This window comes from Dyella solisilvae (assembly GCF_003351225.1).
GTDB classification, from domain to species: Bacteria; Pseudomonadota; Gammaproteobacteria; order Xanthomonadales; family Rhodanobacteraceae; genus Dyella; species Dyella solisilvae.
Genome location: NZ_QQSY01000001.1, coordinates 1,620,066 through 1,642,393 on the forward strand (window position 1 = coordinate 1,620,066; position 22,328 = coordinate 1,642,393).

General features: G+C 66.3%; 18 protein-coding genes. 4 read left to right on the forward strand and 14 right to left on the reverse strand.

The window, feature by feature from the left end:
* Window positions 1–165 precede the first annotated feature (165 nt).
* Window positions 166–1,131 (forward strand): transaldolase, encoded by a 966-nt coding sequence (gene tal, locus DVT68_RS07150; RefSeq protein ID WP_343126348.1) that lies wholly within the window; start codon window positions 166–168, stop codon window positions 1,129–1,131.
* A 670-nt stretch (window positions 1,132–1,801) separates the two neighbouring features.
* On the opposite strand, the gene DVT68_RS07155 is transcribed toward tal, so the two are convergent.
* From DVT68_RS07155 to DVT68_RS07205, 11 genes are all read right to left on the reverse strand, one after another.
* Window positions 1,802–3,265, reverse strand: a complete 1,464-nt coding sequence (locus DVT68_RS07155; protein ID WP_114824283.1) for an efflux transporter outer membrane subunit — start codon at window positions 3,263–3,265, stop codon at window positions 1,802–1,804.
* Window positions 3,252–4,448 (reverse strand): efflux RND transporter periplasmic adaptor subunit, encoded by a 1,197-nt coding sequence (locus DVT68_RS07160; RefSeq protein ID WP_114824443.1) that lies wholly within the window; start codon window positions 4,446–4,448, stop codon window positions 3,252–3,254. The genes DVT68_RS07155 and DVT68_RS07160 overlap by 14 nt, the downstream gene beginning before the upstream one ends.
* The gene (locus DVT68_RS07165) at window positions 4,441–7,644 is read right to left on the reverse strand and encodes an efflux RND transporter permease subunit (protein ID WP_114824284.1); all 3,204 of its coding nucleotides are present in this window, start codon (window positions 7,642–7,644) and stop codon (window positions 4,441–4,443) included. The genes DVT68_RS07160 and DVT68_RS07165 overlap by 8 nt, the downstream gene beginning before the upstream one ends.
* A 114-nt stretch (window positions 7,645–7,758) precedes the next feature.
* Window positions 7,759–9,189, reverse strand: coding sequence for a sensor histidine kinase (locus tag DVT68_RS07170; protein WP_114824285.1), 1,431 nt, complete (start codon window positions 9,187–9,189; stop codon window positions 7,759–7,761).
* Window positions 9,186–9,881, reverse strand: a complete 696-nt coding sequence (locus DVT68_RS07175; RefSeq protein ID WP_114824286.1) for a response regulator transcription factor — start codon at window positions 9,879–9,881, stop codon at window positions 9,186–9,188. The genes DVT68_RS07170 and DVT68_RS07175 overlap by 4 nt, the downstream gene beginning before the upstream one ends.
* 110 nt (window positions 9,882–9,991) lie before the next feature.
* Window positions 9,992–10,849, reverse strand: coding sequence for an RNA polymerase sigma factor RpoH (gene rpoH, locus DVT68_RS07180; protein ID WP_114824287.1), 858 nt, complete (start codon window positions 10,847–10,849; stop codon window positions 9,992–9,994).
* Between the two features lie 186 nt (window positions 10,850–11,035).
* Window positions 11,036–11,737: a uracil-DNA glycosylase gene (ung, locus tag DVT68_RS07185; protein WP_114824288.1), complete on the reverse strand. Its 702-nt coding sequence runs from the start codon at window positions 11,735–11,737 to the stop codon at window positions 11,036–11,038.
* On the reverse strand, window positions 11,734–12,576 hold the full coding sequence (locus DVT68_RS07190; RefSeq protein ID WP_114824289.1) for a response regulator: 843 nt from the start codon (window positions 12,574–12,576) through the stop codon (window positions 11,734–11,736). Before DVT68_RS07190 ends, ung begins: the two co-directional genes overlap by 4 nt.
* A gap of 136 nt (window positions 12,577–12,712) precedes the next feature.
* Window positions 12,713–13,699: a permease-like cell division protein FtsX gene (ftsX, locus tag DVT68_RS07195; protein ID WP_114824290.1), complete on the reverse strand. Its 987-nt coding sequence runs from the start codon at window positions 13,697–13,699 to the stop codon at window positions 12,713–12,715.
* Window positions 13,696–14,373: a cell division ATP-binding protein FtsE gene (gene ftsE, locus DVT68_RS07200; protein WP_114824291.1), complete on the reverse strand. Its 678-nt coding sequence runs from the start codon at window positions 14,371–14,373 to the stop codon at window positions 13,696–13,698. Before ftsE ends, ftsX begins: the two co-directional genes overlap by 4 nt.
* 223 nt (window positions 14,374–14,596) lie before the next feature.
* Entirely contained in the window at window positions 14,597–16,321 is a 1,725-nt protein-coding gene (locus tag DVT68_RS07205; protein ID WP_114824292.1) for a DEAD/DEAH box helicase, read from the reverse strand.
* Between the two features lie 456 nt (window positions 16,322–16,777).
* Here DVT68_RS07205 and trxA point away from each other — a divergent pair, with 456 nt between their 5' ends.
* From trxA to DVT68_RS07220, 3 genes are all read left to right on the forward strand, one after another.
* Window positions 16,778–17,104, forward strand: a complete 327-nt coding sequence (gene trxA / locus DVT68_RS07210) for a thioredoxin TrxA (protein WP_114824293.1) — start codon at window positions 16,778–16,780, stop codon at window positions 17,102–17,104.
* A 153-nt stretch (window positions 17,105–17,257) separates the two neighbouring features.
* Window positions 17,258–19,039, forward strand: a complete 1,782-nt coding sequence (gene rho, locus DVT68_RS07215; RefSeq protein WP_233523372.1) for a transcription termination factor Rho — start codon at window positions 17,258–17,260, stop codon at window positions 19,037–19,039.
* Window positions 19,040–19,633: 594 nt separating this feature from the next.
* Entirely contained in the window at window positions 19,634–20,407 is a 774-nt protein-coding gene (locus DVT68_RS07220) for a hypothetical protein (RefSeq protein WP_114824294.1), read from the forward strand.
* 85 nt (window positions 20,408–20,492) lie between these two features.
* Here the strand turns inward: DVT68_RS07220 and DVT68_RS07225 are convergent, their stop codons facing one another.
* The 3 genes from DVT68_RS07225 to DVT68_RS07235 all read right to left on the reverse strand — a co-directional run bounded on the left by DVT68_RS07225 (window position 20,493) and on the right by DVT68_RS07235 (window position 22,295).
* Window positions 20,493–21,113 carry an OmpA family protein gene (locus DVT68_RS07225; protein WP_114824295.1) on the reverse strand — a complete coding sequence of 207 codons (621 nt, stop codon included), beginning with the start codon at window positions 21,111–21,113 and terminating at the stop codon, window positions 20,493–20,495.
* A 263-nt stretch (window positions 21,114–21,376) separates the two neighbouring features.
* Window positions 21,377–21,625: a hypothetical protein gene (locus DVT68_RS07230; protein ID WP_114824296.1), complete on the reverse strand. Its 249-nt coding sequence runs from the start codon at window positions 21,623–21,625 to the stop codon at window positions 21,377–21,379.
* Window positions 21,626–21,899: 274 nt separating this feature from the next.
* Entirely contained in the window at window positions 21,900–22,295 is a 396-nt protein-coding gene (locus DVT68_RS07235; RefSeq protein ID WP_114824445.1) for a GFA family protein, read from the reverse strand.
* Window positions 22,296–22,328: the final 33 nt, after the last annotated feature.

Sequence of the window (22,328 nt, forward strand, 5' to 3'; positions counted from 1 at the left end):
CCTGAATAATCCGCGCGGAGCGACGGGCCACGCCATTCTCCCGCACGTACGAGACTGGCCCGATTCGAGCGGCGGCCATATGGACGGCTAAGCGCGAAGTCGCGTCCAAACTGAAGCGACCCTTGCCCTGCGCGCGATTGCATGGAAAATCAGAGGTTCACCCCGATGGATACCGCTGTGTCTTCCCAACTCGAACAACTGCGCCAGTACACCACCGTCGTCGCTGATACCGGCGACATCGAAGCCATCGCCCGCTGGAAGCCAGTGGACGCCACCACCAACCCGTCGTTGCTGCTCAAGGCGGTCGAGAATCCGGCGTATGCGCCGTTGATCGAAGAGTCCATCGCCTGGGCGAAGGGCAAGAGCAATTCGCGTGAGCAGCAGCTCGCCGACGCCAGCGATCATCTCGCCGTCGCCGTCGGCCGCAAGATCGTCGAACTGGTGCCGGGCCGAGTGTCCACCGAAGTCGATGCGCGCCTGTCGTTCGACGTGGACGCCTCCATCGCCAAGGCTGAGCGCCTGGTCGGGCTGTACGAGGAAGCGGGCGTGAAGCGCGACCGCATCCTGATCAAGCTGGCCTCCACCTGGGAAGGCATTCGCGCCGCCGAGCTGCTGGAAAAGCGCGGCATCCAGTGCAACCTCACCCTGCTGTTCTCGTTCGAGCAGGCCGTGGCATGCGCCGAGGCCGGCGTGTTCCTGATCTCGCCCTTCGTCGGCCGCATCATGGATTGGTACGTGACCAACACCGCGACCAAGACCTACGCGCCGGAAGAAGATCCGGGCGTGAAGTCGGTGCGCCGCATCTACAGCTGGTACAAGCAGCACGGTTTCCACACCGTCGTGATGGGCGCCAGCTTCCGCAACATCGGCCAGATCCAGGCGCTCGCGGGCTGCGACCGCCTCACCATCAGCCCGGACCTGCTGGAAAAGCTCGACCACGACAACTCCCCGCTCCCGCGCGCGCTGACCGATGCCGGCGCCACCGACGCCAAGCCGACGCCGATCACCGAAGCCGGCTTCCGCTGGGGCCACAACGAAGATCCGATGGCCACCGACAAGCTCGCCGACGGCATCCGCAAATTCGCCGTCGACCAGCGCAAGCTGGAAGCGTTGCTGACGGCGAAGCTCTGAGAACCTAAGCACTGAGAGCAATGGGGGCCGTCGCAAGACTGGCCCCTCACCACCGTGAAGGTGGCAATGCCCCAACCCTCTCCCCGAAGGGGAGAGGGAGCAAGGGCGGCGTAGAGTGGAGCATCAGCCACACTGTGCTTTAAGTCCTCAGTACGACGACGCCCCGCGGGGTAGCCGCTGTCCGCGAGGTAGCACGCGTCGAGTTCGGCTTGCCGCAGTCGCCAAGGCTTGTATGCCATGCAGCGCTGCGCCCCCTCTTCGTCATGGCGCGTTGCGGCGTAGCCGCTGTCCCTGAGGTAGCACGTCACCGATCCGGCTAGCCGCAGTCGGCCAATCTTGGATCTCACATATCGCTACGAGCCTTTAAGGCCATTTCTTTGGGTTACTTTTCTTTGGGCCAGCAAAGAAAAGTGACTCGAGCGCCGGCAGGTGATCGAAACGCCCGCCGCGTAGGCGGCACGCTGGCGAAATCGCGCCAACAGAGCCCAAAGCAAAGTCACTGGACCCCAGCCTTCGCTGGGGTGACGGGCGCGAAGCGTGAGGCCATTCGGATGACTCGCTGCACTCCTTCGACGGCGGCGCCCACAAAACCGCATCAACCCGAATAGCCATCCAAAAAAAGGGGCCGCACAAGCGACCCCATCCTTCATTCGCGGAACATCGCGAACCCCTACTTCATCCCGACCGCCTTCGCGTCCTCCGCCAGATGCTGCGTCGAGATGTCATCCACCTGCCAGCCACCACCCAGCGCGCGCACCAGCTGCACGCTCGCCCGCAGCTGGTTCGCCTGCAGCGACAGCAGGCCAAGGTGCGCGTTCAGCGAGTCGACCTGCGCGGTGACCACATCCAGGTAGCTGTTGGCGCCCTGCTTGTAGAGCGCCAGCGCCAACTTCAGCGTGCGATCCGCCGCCGTCGTGGCGTCCTGCTGGTCGACCAGCGCGTTGCCGTAGTTGTTGAGCAAAGACTGGTTGTCCTCCACCTGCTGGAATGCGGTGAGCACCGCGCTGCGGTAGTTCGCGCTGGCCTCGTCAAACGCCGCGTGCGCCGACGCCACTTGCGCGCGACGACGACCGCCGTCGAACACATTCATCAACAGGTTCGGTCCCAAGGCCCACAACGCGCTGGGCGCCGTCAGCAGATTGCCCCAGCTGCCACTGTCGTAGCCACCGCCGGCGCTCAGGGTCAGCGAGGGGAAGAACGCGGATCGGGCGACGCCGATCTGCGCATTCGCTTCCGCCGTGCGGCGCTCGGCCGCCGCGATGTCGGGACGACGCTCCAGCAAGGTGGACGGCAGGCCCACCGGGATCACCGGCAGATTGGGCAGGTCGGTCTTCGGATCCAGCGTAAAGCTCGAAGCGGGTTGGCCAACCAGCACCGCGATCGCATGCAGCAACACGTCACGCTGCGCCTTGGTCTGCGACAGCTCCGAGCGCGTAGCCGACAGCTGCGTCTGGGCGCGGTCCACATCGAGGCCGGATACGGCGCCACCCTCATGCAGCGTCTTGGTCAGCTGCAATGCGCGCTGGTAGGCGTCGACGGTCTTCTGCAGCAGGTCGATCTGACGATCCACCCCGACCAACTGCACGTAACTGTCCGCCAGCGACGCTTCCAGGCTCAGGCGCACCGAGGCGAGATCGGCGGCCGAGGCCTGCATCGACGCCCGGCCGGCTGCGACGTTGTCATGCACGCGGCCCCACAGGTCCACCTCGTAGGTGGCCTGCCCCGTCACCGAAAACTGGTTGTAGTACTCCGGCGAGGTGGCGCCATGCAGCGGCGCGTTCAACGACTGGCGATTGCGCTGTGCGCCGAAGCCCGCGGACACCTGCGGGAACAGATCCGCGCGCACCTGCGCCAGGAAGTCGCGCGACTGCTCGTAACTCGCAAACGCCGCGGCGAGATCGGCGTTATGCGCGATGAGCTGGTCTTCCAGCTCGTTCAGGCGCGCATCGCCGTACAGTTTCCACCAGCCCTCGCGCGGCAACTGGTCGGCGGGCGCAGCGGTGGTCCACGGACCGGCCGACTGGTAGTGCTCGGCGACCGGCGCCTCGGGCTGCTTGTAAGCAGGCGCCAGCGAACACGCGCCGACGCTCAGCGCGGCCGCGATGGCGAAGACGAGACGCTCAGGCTTTTTCATGGGGCTTGGCCGGCTGCGGATTCTTGGCGATGTGCACCGCATCACCCTCGGCCAGGCCGTCGGGCGGATTGATGATCACGCGGTCATCGCTGCTCAGCCCCGAGCCGAGCTCCACCGTCTTGCCGTAGTCGCGACGGATGCTCACGCTCTTGAACTTCACGTGGTCGCCGGCGTCCAGCGTGGCCACGTGCAGACCCTTGTCGTCGAAGATCAGCGCCTCGGCCGGCACGCGCATGCCCAACGCGGTGGAGCCGATGTTGAAGCTGATGCTGGCGTAGCTGCTGGGCAGCAGCTTGCCGTCCGGGTTGTCCACCAGCAGCTGCACCAGGGTGGTGCCCGAGGTGGGCGAGATCGCGCGCGCGTCCGCCTCCACCTTGGCGGTGAAGCTCTTGCCGGGGTATTCGGGGACGCTCAGCGTGGCCTCGTCGCCGCGATGGATCGACGGCGCATACACCTGCGGCACGCGCACGTAGACGCGCAGCTTGCTGGTGTCCGACACCTGGAACAGAGGGGTGCCGCCGGCGCTGTCCGCGGTGACCAGGGCGCCGACGTCGGTGTTGCGCGCGGTCACGCGACCGTCGAACGGCGCCACGATGCGCGCGTACGACTTGAGCGCCTTCAGGCGATCGAGATTGGCCTGGGCCGCGTTGGCCTGCGCCTGCTTGGCGGCCAGGTCGCCGTTGTACTGGTCCACCGACTGCTGCGACACCGAATCGGGATCGGTGGCGCGCAGCACCTGCCAGCGCTTGGCGGTGGTGGCCGCCAACGCGGCGTTGGCCCTGGCGCTGGCGAGGTCCGCCTGCGCCTGCAGCAGCTGCTGGTCGAGATCAGGCGTGTCGATCTCGCCGAGCAGGTCGCCGGCCTTCACCTGGGCGCCGATGTCCTTGTTCCAGGACTTCAGGTAGCCACTGGTGCGCGCATAGATCGGCGCGTTGGTGAACGCATCCATCTGCGCCGGCAGTTCCAGCGGCGCCTTGCCGTTGCCGCCTTCGGGCTCGGCGATCACCACGGTGGGGATGGCCTGCTCGTCGGTCCATTGGCGCAGGCTGCGCGCCTCGGTCAGGCGGGTGGTGACGCCGATCACCACGATCGCGCCGAGCACGGAGGCGCCGATCGCGGCGGCCAGTCGCAGGCGACGCGGCGACGGCGTCGATTCCGGAAGCGAAGTGAGATGCTCAGACATGGACAGGTTCTCCGGCAATAGCGGCCGAATCAGAAGCGCGGCCACGCCGCGCATGCACGATGGAAAACACCACGGGAACGAAGATCAGCGTGGCGGTGGTGGCGAACAGCAGGCCGCCGATGACCGCGCGACCCAGCGGCGCGTTCTGCTCGCCGCCATCGCCCAGGCCCAGCGCCATCGGCACCATGCCGATGATCATGGCCAGGGCGGTCATCAGCACCGGTCGGAAGCGCACGAAACCCGCTTCGCGCGCAGCCAGCGTCGCGTCGCCGTGGAAGGCCAGGCGCTCGCGGCAGAAGCTCACCACCAGCACCGAGTTGGCGGTGGCCACGCCCATGCACATGATGGCGCCGGTGAGCGCAGGCACCGACAGCGAGGTGTGGGTGACGAACAACATCCACACGATGCCGGCCAGCGCGGCTGGCAACGCCGTGATGATCACGAACGGATCGGTCCACGACTGGAAGTTCACCACGATCAGCAGGTACACCAGCACGCCCGAGCCGAGCAGGCCGAACAGCAGGCCCGAATAGGCATCGTGCATGGTCTGCACCTGGCCCAGCAGCGCGATGGTGGCGCCCTTGGGCTTGTCCTTCTCGGTGTCCGCGAGGATCTGCCGGATGTCCGACGCCACCGCGCCGAGGTCGCGGCCCTGCGTGGTGGCGTAGATCTCCACCATCGACTGGATGTTGTACTGGCTCACCACCATGTTGCTGTGGCCACGCGAGACATCGGCCAGCGCGCCGAGCACCTGCGGGTTGCCGCCGGCCTTGGCCGTGATCGGCAGGTTGCTCAGCTGCGACAGCGAATCGAGCCGGTACTGCGGCACCTGCGCGGAAATCGCGTAGGTCACGCCGTTGTCGGGATTGAGCCAGTAGGTCGGCGCCACCTGCGAGGTACCGGACAGGTCGGCGACCAGGCTGCTGGTCACGTCACCCTCGGTCAGCCCCAGCAGCTGCGCGCGCGTGCGGTCGACGTCGATGCGGAACGAGGGCTCTGCCTGCGACTGCTGGATGCGTGCATCAACCACGCCGGGAATCTGGCGGATGCGGTTGAGCAGCAGGTTGCCGTATTCGAAATTCTTGTCGAGGTGGAAGCCGCGGATCTGCAGATCGATCGGCGCCGGCGAACCGAAGTTGAGAATCTGGCTGACGATGTCCGCCGGCGGAAACGAGAACACCGTGCCCGGGAACAGCCGCGGCAGCTTCTCGCGCAGGAGCTTCACGTACTCGGCGCTCGGGCGGTGGCCTTCCTTCAGCGAGATCTGGATGTCGCCATCCTGTTCGCCGACTTCGCCGGTGTTGTTGTAGATGGTGTTGATCGAGCTGGCGTAGGTGCCGATGTTGTCGACCATCGCCTCCAGTTCGTCCGGCGGAATCACCTCGCGTATCGCCTTCTCCATGTCCGCGAACTGCGCCGCCGTCACTTCCACGCGGGTGCCGACCGGCGCACGGGCATGCACCAGGATCTGGCCGCCATCCACGTCCGGGAAGAAATTCCGACCGAGGCCCGGCAGCAGCAGGAACGACAGCAGCACGAAGCCGAGGAATCCCAGCACGAACACCTTGCGATGCTGGAGCGCGAGGTTAAGCAGGCCGCTGTAGCCGGCGCGAAACTTCTCGAAGCGCTCCACGAAGCCACGCTGGAAGCGGCCGAGCACCGACGTCGGCGGCGGCAGCGGCAGGTGCTGGCCGTGCTCATCCACCGTCGCCGGATGCGGATGCAGCAGGTACTTGGCCATGGTCAGCACGAGCGTGCGCGACAGGATGAACGAGAAGATCATCGCGAAGATCACCGCCTCGGCCATCGGCACGAACAGGAAGCGAGCCACGCCCGGCAGGAAGAACATCGGCACGAACACGATGCAGATGCACAGCAGCGACACGAAAGCCGGCACCACGATCTGCGCCGAGCCGTCGATGATCGCGGTGATCACGTCCTTGCCCTGCTCCAGGTGCCAGTTGATGTTCTCGATGGTCACCGTGGCTTCGTCCACCAGGATGCCCACCGCCAGCGCCAAGCCACCCAGCGTCATGATGTTGAGCGTCTGGCCCATCGCCGACAGGGTGAACACCGAGCCAAGCACCGCCAGCGGGATCGAGGTGGTGATGATCAGGGTGGAACGCCAGCTGCCGAGGAACAGCAGGATCATCAGACTGGTCAGCGCGGCGGCGATGATGCCTTCGCGGATCACGCCGTTGATCGAGGCGCGCACGAACAGCGACTGGTCGCCGATCGGCGTCACCGAGAGATTGTCCGGCAGCGCGTCCTTCATCTCGCCGAGCTTGTCGCGCACGCCGGCGACGATGGCCAGCGTCGACGTCGAGCCATTCTTCAGCACCGACAGCAGGGTCGAGCGCACGCCATCGACGTGCACGATGTTGGTCTGCGGCGGGTTGCCGTCGCGCACGTGGGCCACGTCGCGGATGTAGATGGTGGTGCCGTTCGCCGTCTTGATCGGCAGGTCTTCAAGCTCCTGCACGTGCGTGACGGCGTTGTTGAGCTCCATCACGTATTCGAACTTGCCGATCTTCTGCGTTCCGATCGGGCTGATCTGCTGTTGCGCAGCCAGCGCATTGGCCACGTCCTGCGCCGACAGGCCGCGCGCCTGCAGCGCGGCCGGATCCACGTCGAGCTGCACCTGGCGGGTCTTGCCGCCGAACGGATAGGGGATCGCCGCGCCAGGCACCGTCACCAGCTGCGGGCGCAGCAGGTTGAGGCCGATGTCACCCAGCTGCTGCTCGCTCAGGCCCTTGCCCGACAACGCGAGCTGCACGATCGGCACGGTGGAGGCGTTGTAGTTGACGATCAGCGGCGGCGTCGCGCCCGGTGGCATCTGCTTGAGCAGCGTCTGCGCGATCGCCGTCACCTGTGCGTTGGCGACAGCGATGTTCACGCCCGGCTGGAAGAAGATCTTGGTGATGCCCATGCCATTGAGCGATTCCGACTCGATGTGCTCGATGTCGTTCACCGTGGTGGTGAGTACGCGCTCGAACGGCGTATTCATGCGTCCGGCCATCTGGTCGGGCGTCATGCCGGTGAACTGCCACGACACCGCGATCACCGGAATGTTGATTTCCGGAAAGATGTCGGTGGGCGTGCGCAGGGCCGCCATCACGCCGAAGATGAAGATCAGCAACGCGAAGACGATGAAGGTGTAGGGCCGCGTGAGCGCGATCCGGACGATGCCAAGCATGCGGGGGATTTCCGTGCGCGAAATGATGCGTCGCGACAAATTTTCGCACGGGCTTCATGCGCACGACTCACTCGTGCGCATGAAGATATTTTCATGTTCCCGCCGAAGGGGCGCTCAGGCGGCGCTGGTCGTGACTTCCGGCACGGTGCGCGACAGGCAGGTGCCCGGCTTTTCGCTGGGCTCGAGCGCATAGCAGTACAGCGTGAGACGCGCGCCGCTGGCGGCTTCGCCGATCTCCAGCGCGTAGCCGTGCAGGCGCACGATGGCGCTGACGATGCTCAGGCCCAGTCCGGATCCGGCGGTGGTCGGTGTGTTGTCGCCACGATAGAAGCGGCGCGTGACCGCTTCGCGCTCGTCGGCGGGAATGCCCGGACCGCTGTCGATGATGTCCACGCGCGGGCCGCGCTTGTCCATGCTGGCGCGCAGGCTCACCTTGCCGCCGGCCGGCGTGAACTTGATCGCGTTGCCGACCAGATTGGCCAGCGCCTCGAACATCAGGTGCGCGTCGGCGCGAATCGGCGTCAGCGTCTGCACATCGAGCTCGAACGGCTGGCCGCGATCCTCGGCCACCGGTGCGTAGAACTCGTGCACCTGCCGCAGCACCTGGCCCACGTCCACCTCGTCGAAGCAGGCGGCGCGATTGCGGTCTTCCAGCTCCGACACGCGCAGCAGGGCGCGGAAACGCGCCAGCACCGCGTCGATGTCCACCATGCAGGCCTCCACCAGCGCCGCTTCCGGCGCGCCCTCCAGCTGTTGCTGGGTGCGATACAGGCGCGCGCGCAGACGCGTGAGCGGCGTGCGCAGGTCGTGCGCGATGTTGTCGCATACGCCCTTCACTTCGTTCATCAGGCGCTCGATTTCGCCGAGCATGGTGTTCACGATGCCGGCCAGCTGGTCCAGCTCGTCGCTGCGCCGGCTCACCGGCAGGCGTTTGGACAGGTCGCCCTGGCGGATCGGATCGGTGGCGTCCTGCAGCGCGCGTATGCGTTTCTCAGGCCCCCGCCGCAGCAGGAAGCCGCCGAGCAGGCCGGGAATGATGGTGAGCGACACGCCCCACAGCAGCGCGCGGCGGATGATCGCGCCGATGCCGTCGATGGTGCTGGTGTCCTTGGCGATCACCAGGATGTCGCCATTGCTCAGCGTGGTGGCGAGACCGCGCGCGCGCACGCGCTCGGCGTCGCGATCGGGGCGCGGCAGGCCGTGCTGGAGCGGATGGACCTGGCCATCCTGCGGCAGCGACTGAGGCAGGTGCTCGATATTGCCGGCGACCGGGCGGTGGTCGTGGTCGAACAATCCCACCGACATGATGCCGTGCGGATCGATCGCGGCGGCGGCGTCGACCGTGGCGGCCAGGCGCTCCGGATCGGTCACCGCCATGTAGTGCATGCGCTGCAGCAGCAGCTGGTCGATCACGCGGTTGAGATAGTTGGTGGTCTCCCACTGGATCACCCCGACCAGCACCGAGCCCCACAGCACGAACAGCGCGCCGTAGATCACGATCAGTCGCGAGGTAGCCGAATGCCAGGCGTTGGGTCGCGTGCTCATGGTGTCACCGCCGCCTCATGCGAGGCCGCCATCATGTAACCGGTGCCGCGCACCGTGTGGATCAGCGCCGGCTGGCCGGCGCCGTCGATCTTGCGGCGCAGGCGGCCGATGTGCACGTCGATCACGTTGGTGCCCGGATCAAAATGAAAGCCCCACACGGTCTCGAAGATCATCGTGCGGGTGACGACCTGCCCCGAGTTGCGCATCAGGAACTCGAGCAGGCGGTATTCGGTGGGTTGCAGGGTGAGCGGCTGGCCGTTGCGATAAGCCACGTGACTGACCAGATCCAGCTCCAGGTCGCCCACGCGCAGGCGCTGTGCGGCCTGCGGCTGACGCCGGCGCAGCAGCACCTCGGCGCGTGCGGCCATTTCGTCCGGCGCAAAGGGCTTGGTCAGGTAATCGTCGCCGCCGGCGCGCAGGCCGCGGACGCGTTCGTCCACGTCGCTGAGCGCGCTGATCATCAGCACCGGCGTGTCCACCTGGGAGCGGCGCAGTTCCGCCACCACGTCGATGCCGTCCATGCCGGGCAGCATGCGGTCCAGAGTCACCAGCTCGTAGTCGCCCTGGCGGGCGCGCTCCAGACCTTCGCGGCCGTCGCCCACCCAGTCGGCGGTCATGCCGTGCACGCTCAACTCCGCGACGATCTCGCGCGCGGTGGTTTCGTCGTCCTCGATGACCAGTACTCGGGGCATGGGCGGGGTGACAGTGAATGTCCTGTCCAACGGGCGCGGGGTCGGCCATGACCCCGCAAAACCAAACGGCCCCGAACGGGGCCGTTGGCATGTTACGCCGTTCGGAATGCTTACGCGGCGAACAGGCTGCGCATCTTCTTCATGGCGTTGGCCTCCACCTGGCGGATGCGCTCGGCGGAGACGCCATATTCGTCGGCCAAGTCCTGCAGGGTGGCCTTTTCCTCGTTCAGCCAGCGGCGCTGGATGATGTCGCGCGAGCGCTCGTCCAGCTTCTGCAGGGCGGTCGACAAGGTGTCCAGCTGGTTGTCGGCCTGGTCGGCGTCGGCCACGTTCTCGTACGGATCCGCGCCCTCGTCGATCAGGAACGCTTCCGGCGCCGGCTTGGCGTCTTCCTCGGCATCCGCCGGGGCTTCGAAGCCAATGTCACGGCCGGACAGGCGCGATTCCATCTCACGCACCGTCGCTTCCGGCACGCCCAGGTCCTTGGCCACCGTGCGCACTTCCTCGGCGTTCATCCAACCCAGGCGCTTCTTGCTCTTGCGCAGGTTGAAGAACAGCTTGCGCTGCGCCTTGGTGGTGGCGACCTTCACGATGCGCCAGTTGCGCAGGATGAACTCGTGCATCTCGGCGCGGATCCAATGCACCGCGAAGCTGACCAGACGCACGCCCTGGTCGGGGTCGAAGCGCTTGACCGCCTTCATCAGGCCGATGTTGCCTTCCTGGATCAGGTCGGACAGCTGCAGGCCGTAGCCGCTGTAACCACGGGCCACGTGCACCACGAAACGAAGGTGGGACATCACCAGCTTGCGGGCCGACTCCAGGTCCGCCTCGTCGTTGTAGCGGCGCGACAGCGACTGCTCTTCGTCCTGGCTCAGCACGGGAATCCGATGGACCGCCGCGATATAGGCATCCAGACTGCCGACGACACTCGGCACCGGCAGGTTGGCGGTCACCAAAGCTTGAGACATGTGTGGAACCTCCTGAATGAGGGATCAGCTTAGCACTCGGGTGTTGAGAGTGCTAAAGGCCCCGGCGAGTTCCGGCGCCTTTGATGAACTGAATAGTACAGGAATTTGGGACACACGTCCAGTGGTGCATCCCAGGGGAGGCGCCACTATGCCGGCCGGGCGGTTCAGAGGGAGTGAAAGGCCCGTTCAGCCGAGTTCGGCGCGAGCTGGCAGGGACCAGTCGATCGGGGCTACTCCGCGGCTTTCCAGATACCGGTTCGCCGCCGAGAAGTGCCCGCAACCGAGGAAACCCCGGTGCGCCGACAAAGGAGATGGGTGCACCGACCGCAGAATGCAATGCCGGTCGCCGTCGATCAGCTGGCCTTTGCGCTGGGCGTAAGAGCCCCACAGCATGAACACCAGGCCTTCCCGCCCGCGGTTGAGGGCGTCGATGGCGGCATCGGTGAACCCCTCCCAGCCTTTGCCCTGGTGGGAAGCCGCCTGCGCCTGCTCGACCGTCAGCACCGCATTGAGCAGCAGCACGCCCCGGTCGGCCCAGGGGGTGAGGCAGCCATGGTCCGGCGGGGCGATGTCCAGGTCCCGGCGGATCTCCTTGAAGATGTTCTGCAGCGACGGCGGCGCCGGGATGCCCGGGCGCACCGAGAAGCACAGCCCGTGTGCCTGGTTCGGCCCGTGGTACGGGTCCTGGCCCAGGATCACCACCCGCACCGCGTCGAACGGCGTGTGGTCGAAGGCGGCAAAGATCTCCGGGCCGGGCGGATAGATCACCTTGCCGGCCTGTTTCTCCGCGCGCAGGAAATCACCGAGCGCCTGCATGTCGGGGCGCTGCAGGTAGTCGCCGATACGGTCCTTCCAGGACGGCTCGAGCCGAACGCGATCCTCGGTCATGCCGCTTCGTCGTGTTCGCGCTGGTGCTGCGACACGCGCAACTGGAACAACAGCTTGGTGATCAGGAGCTTTTCCTCGATGGGCTTTTCGACCAGGTCGTTGGCGCCCGCGCGCAGCAGGGCCGCCTGGTTGACCGGGTTCTCGTCGCCCGTCATCACCAGCACGGGCAGCCGGCCCTTGCCGTAGCCGTAATCACGCCGGACCCGCTCGAGCAGATCGCCACCGGTGAGCTCGCCCTTGAGGCTGACGTCGGTGAGCACGATGTCGGCGCCCACCCTGCCCTGCGCCTTGGCGGTCTCGAGCAGCGCCAGCGCATCCTCGGCGCTGATCACGTGATGCACGGTCAGGCCGTGTTTCTCCAGGATGCGCCGGGTCGCCAGCGCCACCACGCGGCTGTCCTCCACGTACAGCACCTCGCCTGCCGCGCTGTCGGCCGGACGCGCATAGCCGCGAATGAACTCCGCCAGCGCCTGGAAGCCCAGCGACTTGTCGAAATAGTCGGTGACGTGCTCACCCAACGTGCGGCTGAGCAGCCGGCCCTCCACGTCGCCCGAGACGACGACGATGGGAACATAGGCCTGGGCGGCCGACTCGCGCACGTGGCGGGCCAGCTCCAGGCCGTCCATATCGGGCAGGCGCAGCGCAATGGTGATGAAGTCGAAGGCGCCGGTTTCCAGCATCTCGCGCGCTTCCGCGCCGCTGCCGGCGCCGACCACGTCGGAGTCGGGCAGCTCGGCCTTCAGCACGCGCGCGATCAGCTGGCGCACCACCTTGGAGCCGTCGACCACCAGCACCTTGGGCGCGTTTCCCATCACTCGACTGCTGAAACTTCCGCTCATCCCCTATCTTCCACGTGTTGGCCGGCGCTCCCTGTCGGCAATGTGTCGGCGCGCCATCCTTGCGCCCTGATGCCCTGTGCCAGACCCCGCCACCCTCGCATTACGCCCACGGCTCGGCCGTGCGCTCGCGCACGGTTCAGGCGGCCTTGCGCAATTGCCAGGCGCTGACCAGGCGGGCGCCCAGCCAGCCCAGCACCGCCGCCGCCACCGGCACGGCGGCCAGCAGCCAGGGTGGCAGCACGTCCACCTGCAGCTTGCCGGCGTAGACCTTGCCCAGGCGCGCGACCGGGTCGGCAAGGGCCAACTCCACCGCCACCGCGAAACCGGCCGCCAGCACGCCAGCGAACAGACCGTACCAGATGCCGGCATACAGATAGGGGCGACGCACGAAAGCGCGACTGGCGCCCACGAGCATCAGCACGCCGATCTCCTCGCTGCGGCTGGCGATGTCCACGCGCACCGTATTGCCCACGACCAGCAGCACCGCAACCGCCAGCAGCACCGCCAGCACCAGCACCGCGCGTTTGCCTACGCCCAGCAGCGCCTCCAGGCGCTGGCGCCAGGTACCGCTGTCCTGCACCTGATCGACGCCCTGCATGTCGCGCATGTCGGCGACCAGCCGGTCGACACTGTCAGCGCTCGCGCCGGGCGTGGGCAGCACCTCAAGCACAAAGGGCAGCGGGTTGTTGTCCAGCGTATGCAGCGCGCCGGAGAAGCCCTGCATCTTGGCCAGCTCATCCATGCCCTGCGCGGGCGTCTTCACCGTGACCGAGGCCACGTCGCTGTGGTCGCGCAGCTTCCTGGCCATCAGGTCGGCCGCGGAGCCGCCCTGCCCAGGCTGCAGGAACACGCTGATGGTCTGGTTCTGGCCCAGCGCATCGCCCATCTTCTGCAGGTTGCCCAGCAGCAGGTAGAAGGTGAGCGGCAACGCCAGCGCGATGGCCATCACCGCCACGGTCAGCAAGGTGCCGACCGGGCGCGACATCAGTCGGCGCAGGCTGGAGCCGGCGCTCCAGCCATGGTGCTCGCGCCAGCTCGCGACCGGGCGCGGCTTCGAGCGGACGCCGCGCGTCTGGTCGGAAAGCAGCGGGCTTTCCATCGGGAATTCCGGCTGCGTGCTCATAGCACCTCCTGGGCGGCCACGTCGGCGACGAGGCGACCGTGATCCAGCACGATCACACGCTTCTTCATCTTCTTGATCAGCGGCAGGTCGTGGCTGGCGATCAGCACCGTGGTGCCCACCTGCTGGAATTCGGCGAACAGGTCCATGATCTCGACGGCCAGGGACGGGTCGAGGTTGCCGGTGGGCTCGTCGGCAATCAGCAGCATCGGCTTGGCCACGATGGCGCGGGCAATGCCGACGCGTTGCTGCTCACCCGCGGACAAGGTGGCGGGCAGCTGGCGCTCATAGGCAAGCAGGCCGACCTTTTCCAAGGCGGCGCGTACGCGCTTGTTGCGTTCTGCGGGAGCCATGCCGCCGATCATCAGCGGCAGTTCGACGTTCGCAGCCACCGTGCGGTCCATCAGCAGGCGATGGTCCTGGAACACCATGCCGAGGCGGCGACGCAGCTTGGGAATACCCGCGCGGCCGACCTTGGAGAGGTTCTGCCCGTCCAGCGTGATGACGCCGTGCGACTGGCGCTCGATCAGGCCGAGCAGCTTGAGCAGCGTGCTCTTGCCCGCGCCCGAATGACCGGTGACGAAAGCCATCTCGCCCGCCGCCACTTCAAAGGAAAGCTGCGACAAGGCCTCGTGGCCACCTTCATAGCGCTTGCTGACTTGATCGAAGCGGATCACCGCGCATCCCCAATCCCGGATGCCGCAAGGATAAGGGATGCTCGCGAGAAGGTCAGGGGCTTTGTGCGAGTTTGCTGCCGCGGGTTCAGGACGCAGCGGCGAGCACATGCAGGTGCCTTTCTACTCGTCATCCCGGCGAAAGCCGGGATCCAGCGCCTCTTCTGCACATTTGAAGACACTGGATTCCGGCTTTCGCCGGAATGACGAACAAAATCAGCTGCGCTCAGCGACCGGTAAAGAACTTGCTCAGGCGGCGGAAGAAGCCCACCTTCTGCGGCGCGACGTGCTCGGACGCCTTGCCGGAGGTGATCGCCACCTGACGCGACGGACGCGTGTGGCCGTTGCCGTTCTCGGCGGCGCCACGCTCACGCGGCGGACGACGCTCACCGCGCGGCGCGCGATTGGCGTCGCCAGTGCTCGTGGCGGCGGCATCCATCACCGGCGCCTCGCCGTCGCGACGACGGTTGCGGCCGCCACGGCGGCGGCGACGCTTGCGCTCGACGCCATCCGCGGACTCACCCGTCGCCTCGACCGACGGCGCCGGCACAGCGGCCTCGGTCGTCGCAGCAACTTCCGCGACCGCTTCGACACGGGGCTTGCGCGGCTCGCGCGGCTTGTCGCTGCGCGGACGATCGCCGTCGCGACCGCCACGGCTGCGCTCACGTGGCTTGCGCGGCCCGCCGTCCTTTTCGCGCGATTCGACCTTGTCGCCGAAGGCGGCGCTGTCGGCAGCGGAGTCGGCCATGAACTGGGCGTCCTGCTCGCGCGGCTTCGGCATCACCAGCATGTCCGCCTCGATGTTGGCGACCGGGATGCGCTGGCCGATGTAGCTCTCGATGTCCGGCAGGCTCATCGCGTACAGGTCGCACGCGAAGCTGATCGCGTCGCCCTCGGCGCCCAGGCGCGCGGTACGGCCAATGCGGTGCACGTAATCTTCGGCGTCCTGCGGCAGGTCGTAGTTGAACACGTGGCTGACCGCCGGGATGTGCAGGCCGCGCGCGGCCACGTCGGTGCACACCAGGATGTCGAGCTGGCCTTCCTGGAAGCGCTGCAGCAGCTTCTGACGCTTGAGCTGCGGCACGTCGCCGGACAGCGCCCCGACGCGGTAGCCCTGGCGCTTGAGACGATCGGTGATGCGCTCGGCGGCGGCCTTGGTGTTGACGAAGATGATGCTGCGCGTGGGCGTGGTGCGCTCAAGCAGGTTGAGCAGCAGCGGCATCTTCTCTTCCTTGGCCGGGAAGTAGACGACCTGTCGCACGCGGTCGGCGGTGACGTTCTCCGTCTCCACCTCGAGCTTCTCGGCGTTGTGCATGTGCTCGTAGGCGAGCTCCAGCACGCGGTGACTCAGCGTGGCGGAGAACAGCAGCACCTGGCGCTGCTCGCGCGCCGGCAGGCGGCGGAAGATGAAGCGCACGTCCTTGATGAAGCCGAGGTCGAACATGCGGTCCGCCTCGTCGATCACCATCACTTCGACGCCGTCGAAGCCGAACACGTGCTGCTTGTAGTAATCCAGCAGGCGGCCCGGGGTGGCGATGATGATGTCGCAGCCGTCCTTGAGCTGCTGGCGCTGCTTGTCGTAGTCGACGCCGCCGTAGATGAGCGCGGTGCGCAGGCCGGTGTAGCGGCCGATCGCCTTGGCGTCCTTCTCGATCTGGATAGCCAGCTCGCGGGTCGGCGCGATCACCAGGGCGCGCGGGTCGCTGTCCTTGCGCTCGGCCACGGCGGGCGTGGTGAGCAGGCGGTTCATCATCGCGACCAGGAAGGCGCAGGTCTTGCCGGTGCCGGTCTGGGCCTGGCCCGCCACGTCACGGCCGGTGAGCGCGACCGGCAGGGTCAGCGCCTGGATCGGCGTGCAGCGCGTGAAGCCGGCTTCGTCGAGGCCCTTCTGGAGCAGCGGATGGAGATCGAAGTTGGTGAAGAAAGTATCGGTGAGTACGGTCTGAGACATTGCTTATATGGTGAGCCATGGGCAGGCGGCGCCACGGGGCGGCCGCCTGGCTCCTTGCTGGTGAGACGCTACAAGGAACAGGTGGATGGATCGGCGCGACCGGAGTGCATGGCGGCGGGTGACATCCCGAGGGATCTCACCGGCCCACGACACGCTGCGGTGGCTGGCGCCGGAGGGAGCGGCGGTATTCGACAGCTCCGCTGGCATAGGTCAAAGGACTGCGGGCGTTAACGCCCTGTTCCTCAAGGAAAACCCTTTCACCTATGTCAACGGAACCGTCCGTGGCCGCCCTTGAATCGCTTGAATCGTGCCCCGAGTTACGCTGGAATGGAGGCCTGCCGCAACGGCATCAAGCCTTCCTTCCGGTACGACCCCGCGCTTCATGGGCGCCCCAGTGTAGCCGATGCTGGGCGCGCGGTCGTGAAAGCCCCATCCCGCCTACCTTCGGAGACCCCGGTGAGCGACCTGATTACCCATGTGAGCGATGACGCCTTCGAGCAGGAAGTGCTCAAGTCCGATACCCCTGTCCTGCTGGATTTCTGGGCGGAGTGGTGCGGCCCGTGCAAGGCGATCGCTCCCATCCTCGACGAGCTGGCCCAGCAGTATCAGGGCAAGCTGCGCATCGCCAAGATCAACATCGACCACAACCAGAAGACGCCCCGCAACTACGGTGTGCGCGGCATCCCGACCCTGATGGTTTTCAAGAACGGCAAGGTCGAAGCCACCCAGATCGGCGCGGTCAGCAAGGGCCAGTTGGCCCAGATGATCGACAAGGCCATCTAAAGTTTTCTGAATTTTGCGGGCTGCGGCGCTTTACGGCGCCGCAGACCCGGTGCTAGATTTCAAGCGTCCGCCGGGACTGTCCTGTCCCCCGCGCCGTCCGCGCAGCGCAACCCTTCCCTCCTGTCATCAACGGCGCCCCGCAGAGGTTTGCCCGTGTCTGATATCGAAAGCAAAGAATCCACCGACGCCAAGAGCGCCGACACCAAACCTGTGGTCGAAACTCGTACTCGCGCCCCCCGTAAATCCGCCGCCGCCGCGGCTGCAGCCGCCGAAGCCAAGGCGGAGAAGCAGGCCCAGCTCGACATGCCGCCGCTTCCGCCGATCGAACGCGTCGAACGCGTCGAGCGCGTAGAACGCGCGGCGCCGCCTGCCGAAGCCGCGCCTGCGCCTGCTCCCGCCGCCGAATCCGCCCCGCAGGGCGACGGTGGCCAGCGCCAGCCGCAGGAGGCCCGCGAGGGCGGCCAGCAGCAGGGTGGCGGCAATGGCAACAACCCGAATTTCAATCGCAATGACCGCGAGGGCCGCGGTCGTCGCCGTCGCCACGAGCGCAACCAGCAGCGTGGCCCGGGTGGCCAAGGTGGTGGTGGCGGTGGTGGTGGCCAGCAGCACCCGCGCAACAACAACGGTCTGCCGGTGGACGATGATTACGCCGATGCCGGCAGCAACGACCGCCTGATCAACCTGACCGAGCTCAAGCGCAAGAACGCGATCCAGCTGCTGGAATTCGCCGAGTCGCTGGGCATCCAGGAAGGCGTCGCTCGCGCCCGCAAGCAGGACGTGATCTTCTCCATCCTCAAGGCCCACGCCCGCTCCGGCGGCGGCATCTGGGCCGAGGGCGTGCTGGAAATCCTGCAGGACGGCTTCGGCTTCCTGCGCTCGGCCGACGAGTCCTATCTGGCCGGTCCGGACGACATCTACGTGTCGCCCAGCCAGATCCGCCGCTTCAACCTGCGTACCGGCGACTACATCACCGGACGCGTGCGCCATCCGAAGGAAGGCGAGCGTTACTTCGCGATGCTGAAGGTCGACGACATCAACGGCGATCCGCCGGAGGCGTCGAAGAACAAGATGCTGTTCGAGAACCTGACGCCGCTGTTCCCGCGCAAGGCGTTCAAGCTCGAGCGCGGCAACGGCTCCACCGAAGACATCACCGGTCGCATCCTGGACCTGGTGGCGCCGGTGGGTCGCGGCCAGCGTGGCCTCATCGTCTCCCAGCCGAAGTCCGGCAAGACGATGATGCTGCAGAACGTCGCGCAGGCCATCCAGTACAACCATCCGGACGTCCATCTGATCATGCTTCTGATCGATGAGCGCCCGGAAGAAGTGACGGAAATCGCCCGCACCGTGCGTGCGGAAGTGATCTCCTCGACCTTCGATGAGCCCGCCGTGCGCCACGTGCAGGTCGCCGAGATGGTGATCGAGCGCGCCAAGCGCCTGGTCGAGCACAAGAAGGACGTGGTGATCCTGCTCGACTCCATCACCCGCCTCGCCCGCGCCTACAACACCGTGGTGCCGAGCTCGGGCAAGGTGCTGACCGGTGGTGTCGACGCCAACGCCCTGCAGCGCCCGAAGCGCTTCTTCGGCGCGGCCCGTAACGTGGAAGAAGGCGGCAGCCTGACCATCATCGCCACCGCACTGACCGACACCGGCAGCAAGATGGACGAGGTGATCTACGAAGAGTTCAAGGGCACCGGCAACATGGAAGTGCACCTGAGCCGCCGCATCTCCGAGAAGCGCGTCTACCCGGCCATCGACATCAACCGCTCCGGCACCCGCCGCGAGGATCTGCTGATCGAGCCGGACCTGCTCTCCAAGATCTGGATCCTGCGCAAGCTGCTGCATCCGATGGACGAGCTGGCCGCGATGGAGTTCATGCTCGACAAGATGAAGAACACCAAGTCCAACGACGAGTTCTTCAATTCGATGAAGCGCTGAGTTCCGGCCCTTCAGTCGAAGCAAAAGCCGCCCCCTGGGGCGGCTTTTGCGTTTCAGGCGCAGCCGCGCCGGCGGGCAACTCCGCCGGCCACTCCCGGCTGGTCATGGCAGGGGCTGGCCTATGCTGTTTGGCGTATTCCCGTTTGCTGCCGACACGGCGAGATTGGCGCCGCCGCCCGGCTATGCCGAGGCAGATGACTCTCGATGCGCCACCCATGGATGGACCACACCGGTTATCTGATTCCACTGGTCATCCATCGTTGTGGACGTCTCCATGCCTCACGAATCGTCGCCTGCACCACCGCGGCTCTCCAGGGGCAAGCCTGCCCCTCGCTCCCGCGCGCTGCCGGCGGCACGCATCAATGCATCGCTGCGGCGACCCGGCCCGCCAGCCAGGTTGCCGGCGCACACGCCATCCAATCGTTCCACCTGACGCTTTCCCCTCCCCGACGGGCGGCCCTGTCCGGCCGCACCCGCCTTGCAGTGATTCCACGTGGTTGTTTTGCTGTACCGACCGACGCAGGACGTCGGCGACGGTGCAGATGAACTGGTCACTACAACACCAAGCGGGGCAGCGTCCCCAGGGAGAATGTCATGAAGAACACCATGCTGTGGCTTGCACTGGCGGCGTCGCTTTCATGCGCCGCCGGCGCGATGGCCGCCGACGCCAGGACGACCGTCGTTATCCGCGACTACACCGACGTCGTTGCGCCCGCGGACCAGGCGGCCTACGAGGCCGGTATCAAGAGCTTCAACCAGTGCCTGGCAAAGCACGGCTACAAATACTCATGGACCGCGTGGACGCACGAGACGGGCGATACCTACGCGTACTCCTACACCTCCGATCCCATGCCGTGGCAGGCCTTCGATGCGATGCAGGCCGCCGGCAAGGCCTGCGACCAGGCGATCCGCACGGGCGTCAATCCGCATCTCAGGAGTGAGACGAGCGCCTTCATGGAGGCGCGCCCCGACCTGAGCCACATGCCCCAGGACGCGAGCCTCAACTCGCCGTACATCGAAGTGATCTACTTCAAGCTCAAGCCCGGCCACGACGCGCACCAGGCCTTTGTCGACGTCACCAAGAAGATCGCCGCCGCTGCGGACAAGGCCAAGTGGCCGAACAGCTATTCCATCGGCGAGGTGCGCCATGCCGGTGAGGGCGCTGCCGACTTCGTCATTGTCCTGCCGTCGAAGTCGTGGGCAGAAGTTGGCAAGGAACCGGACACGCCGCTGTGGACAATGGTGGAAGGGGTCTACGGCAAGGCCGATGCCCAGGCCATGCGCAAGTCGTTCAACGACGCCATGCAGGAATCGAGCTCGCATATCGACAGCTACAACGCCGAGCTGACCTACAAGGCCAGCAAGTAACCACACTTCCTGCAGCACGTACACGCAAAGGCCGCCATCTGGCGGCCTTTGTCGTGGTGTCCCTTCCGCACGCAGCGTTCGGGAATCAGCCGCTGGTGGTACCGGTCGCGCTGCTGGAACTCATGGAGCCGGCGCCGAGGAAGTCGGTCACTATTGTCACGCGACGATTGGGTTGCCCCTCGTCACCGTGCGCGCCCTTCACGACTTGCCGGTTCTTCACCTCGCCGTAGCCGACCGCACGCACCTGGCCCGCGGGGAGCCCACCGGTCTGCACCAGGTAGTCACGTACCGCATCGGCGCGCCGCTGCGATAGGCGTTTGTTGTGCGCCGCGCTGCCCGACGGGTCGGCAAAGCCTTCCGTGGTGATGACGGCATCGGTGTGGTGCGCCTTGATGATGTTGGCGAAGTCGTCGAGCTTCTTCTTGTCGTCCTCGCGGATGTTGGACTTGTCGGTATCGAAGTGGGCGATCGTGTTGACGCTGATGCGACCCTGCATCGCGGTGATCTGGGCGTCATACTGCGCGAACTTCTGCTGCATCTCCTGCCTGATCGCGTCGATCTCCTGCTGCTGCTTCTGATCGTTGCTTCGCAGCTCGGAAATGGCGGAGTCAAAGTCGGTCTTCTTTACGAAGTCAGAGCAGCCGCACAGCGCGACAACCATTGCACCGGCGAGCGCACGAACGACGTAGGTGGTTTTGCGTGCCATGGCGTGGCCTCCTTACATGGGCTTTGCGTGCGCGCGAAGCCATGCATGGCAAGAGTGCCTGCATGCCGGGAAGCCCCGCCCCCTACGTCAGGCGGGCATCTGCTACAGCCTCCCGGTCGTCATGCATGCCACAGCCATCTATGACGCCTACACGCACCGACCTGCCGCAACGGGACATCGAGCCGATTGCGGTCTCAGGCAACACTGCGCCAGCGGACCGAAAGAGCAGATGAAGAACGATGCGCCGTTTCGTGAAAGGTCGTTCAGGAGACGCTGCGGGCAACTTTGCGGAAACGACGTTCCTGAACCACCCACGTGGCCATGCCGTAGAGCGCGCCGGCGAACAACCACAACAAGGCTGATTGTCCTGTGGACAAACGCGGATGCGGGATCAGGTAAGTCATGATGATGAACATCGGCACGCCATAGAAAACCACGCCGCTGCGCACGACAAAGCGGAGCTTGCCTTGCTCACGCACCTTGGCCCAGCGCTCCCATTCTCTTGCCTGCATGTGTTCTCTCGTTCAGCCGCCGTCATCGGTGACGCGTCGACCTCTAAACGCGCAAGCGTCCCATGGGTTGAATGGCTGGCGCAAGGTTGCCCGGAACCGCGGCCGGGCGACTCAGGGCACCGTCAGTTCCGGCGCCATACGGCGCGGGGTGGACGCCAGGGGTGCGCCCTGAGCGGCGGGGAGGTGTCGGTGGCAAGCTCGGACGCACTACCCGCGCGGCCGATGCGCCCCTTCCAGGGTGAACCAGCCCGCCCTGTCGCGCGTGTATCGCACCTCAGTACACGTGTTCGATGTCGTCCGGCAACCTCACCCACGCCTGCATGCATTCCTCGAACACCGAGATCGACGGGGGCGGCAGGTCCTGACGGGTGAAGGCGCCGACTGGCACGCCAACCAGGCCCTTGGCTTCTTCCAGCTGGTAGTACACGGTCGTGCCGCATACGGGGCAGAAGTGGAAGGTGGCGCGACCGCCGGAGTCGCCCGAGCGCACGTACGCGGTGGCGGCGCCTCGGATCACCACGCTCTCCTCGCGAAAGCGCGCCTGCACGCCGAATGCGCTGCCGGTGCGACGCTGGCAGGCGTGGCAGTGGCAGATGGAAACGCGCAGCGGTTCCTCGGTCGCACGGAGCATCAGTTGCCGGCAGCTGCAGGTGGCGACGCGCTGGGTCATGGTCGATGGCTCCGTGGGATGGAAGGACATGGC